The sequence below is a fragment of the Streptomyces sp. NPDC089915 genome (assembly GCF_040684675.1).
In the GTDB taxonomy this organism is placed as follows: Bacteria; Actinomycetota; Actinomycetes; order Streptomycetales; family Streptomycetaceae; genus Streptomyces.
This window is the reverse complement of record NZ_JBFBGN010000326.1, coordinates 1-2,012: the sequence shown is the minus strand read 5'-3', so window position 1 is coordinate 2,012 and position 2,012 is coordinate 1. Positions and strand designations below refer to the sequence as shown.

Sequence of the window (2,012 nt, the reverse complement as noted above, 5' to 3'; positions counted from 1 at the left end):
GATGCCCGTACCGGAGGAGCCCACCGCAACACCCACACCCACGCCTGCCACCACGGAGGACGGACGCCGGGTCAGCCGCAAGGCCGTCCTGCGCGCCGCCGCCGCGCTCGGCGCCGCCCCGTTCCTGATCGGGGCGCCGGTCGCCCTCGCCCGCGAACGCCCGGCTTCGGGCGGCACGCCCCTCGCCCCGACGCCGGAGTGCCACGACGGGGACGAGCCGACGGTGGAGCAGATGGAGGGCCCGTACTTCAAGCCCAACTCCCCGCTGCGGAACTCCCTGGTCACGAGCGGTACGCCCGGCACCCGGCTGACCGTCAGCGGGTACGTCTTCGGGCGGGCCTGCCGCCCGGTCCCCGGCGTGCTGCTCGACTTCTGGCAGGCCGACGACAACGGCGCGTACGACAACAGCGGCTACGGCTTCCGCGGGCACCAGTTCAGCACGGCACAGGGCGCGTTCAGCCTGACCACCATCGTCCCGGGGCTCTACCCCGGCCGCACCCGCCACCTCCACGTGAAGCTCCAGGCGCCCGGGCGGCGGGTGGTCACCACCCAGCTGTACTTCCCGGGTGAGCCGCGCAACGGCACGGACTCCCTCTTCGACAGCCGGCTGCTGATGAACGTGCGCCAGGCCGGTCCCGGTCTCGAAGCCACCTTCGACTTCGTCCTGGACGTGGCCCAGGACCCGACCACCCCGCCGACGACTCCCCCGCCCACCACCCCGCCCACCGGGAGCTGGGCGGCGGGCCGCGCCTACCGGGCCGGCGACGGGGTCACGTACGCGGGGCTCTCGTACCGCTGCCTGCAGGCGCACACCTCGGTCACCGGCTGGGAACCGCCGAACGTTCCGGCGCTCTGGCAGCGCCTCTGAGCGGCCACCCCGGACGGTGGCGGCCCACGGGGCCGCGCCGCCTCCGGCGGTCAGCCGCGTACGTGGAGCCCGAAGCCGGTGCGGCCCGTGGGCTCCAGGCCCTCCTTCAGGTGCAGTGAGGGGATCTCGTAGTCCCCGAAGTTCTGCCGCCTGAACGCGATCGGCTCGGTCGACTCCAGGGTGAGGAGGCGCTGCTCCCAGGCCTTGGCCACGTCCGGGAACTCCTCGTCGGTCATCCGGTCGGTGCCGTACAGCACGAACGGGGGCAGCACCTCGACACCCGGGTAGTAGAGGATGCCGTGCTGGAACGGGAACAGCAGGTCGTCGATGGGGCCGTTGATGCCACGGGCGGAATAGTGCGACTCCGGGCCGCCGGCGGTCACCGACAGCAGGGCCCTCCTGCCCGCGAGGGTGCCCTCGCCGAAGCGCTCGCCGTACTTGGTGTCGCTGTGCTCGCCGACGCCGTACGCGAAGCGGTAGGTGAACACCCGGTCCACCCAGCCCTTGAGGATCGCGGGCATCGAGTACCACCACAGCGGGAACTGGAAGACGATCGTGTCGGCCCACAGCAGTTTCTCCTGCTCGGCGAGGACGTCGGGGGTGAGCGTCCCGGCGTCGAAGGCCCGGCCCGAGTCCGCCGCGACCTTCAGCCGGGCCGGGGCCTCGGGGCCGTAGTCCGCGGCGTCCACGGCCGCCTTCCAGTTCATCGCGTACAGATCGCTCACCCGTACCTCGTGGCCCGCCTTCTCCAGGGTGGAGACGGCGAGGTCCTTCAGCGTGCCGTTGAGCGACTTCGGCTCGGGGTGGGCGTAGACGATCAGCGTCTTCACGGGAAACTCCTTGGTCGTACGGGACCGGACTGGATCGGACCGGACCGGATCTGATGCCTCTGATCCTGGCCGCCGCCGCGCCCCGCGTTCAGGGACGCCGCTTCCGTAGGACGGGACTTCCTGGTACCGGCAGGGCCACCCTCAGGGGCGGCGCGGCGGCCATACTGGGCGCATGGACGATCTCGCGGGCTTCCTGCGGACCCGGCGCGCCCGGGTCGACCCGGCGGCCGCCGGCATTCCCGCCGACAGCCGGCGCCGGGACGGGCCGTATCTCCGTGACCCGCAGCGACAGCTGCCCGCGCGGGGCGTACCAC

At 72.7% G+C, this 2,012-nt stretch carries 2 protein-coding genes; one reads left to right on the top strand and one right to left on the bottom strand.

The features are described from left to right. Position 1 precedes the first annotated feature (1 nt). On the top strand, positions 2-868 hold the full coding sequence (locus tag AB0O29_RS35435; protein WP_365160423.1) for a carbohydrate-binding protein: 867 nt from the start codon (positions 2-4) through the stop codon (positions 866-868). A 50-nt stretch (positions 869-918) separates the two neighbouring features. Here the strand turns inward: AB0O29_RS35435 and AB0O29_RS35430 are convergent, their stop codons facing one another. After that, complete coding sequence (locus tag AB0O29_RS35430) at positions 919-1,698, bottom strand: NAD(P)H-dependent oxidoreductase (RefSeq protein WP_365160420.1); 780 nt, start codon at positions 1,696-1,698, stop codon at positions 919-921. Between the last annotated feature and the right edge of the window lie 314 nt (positions 1,699-2,012).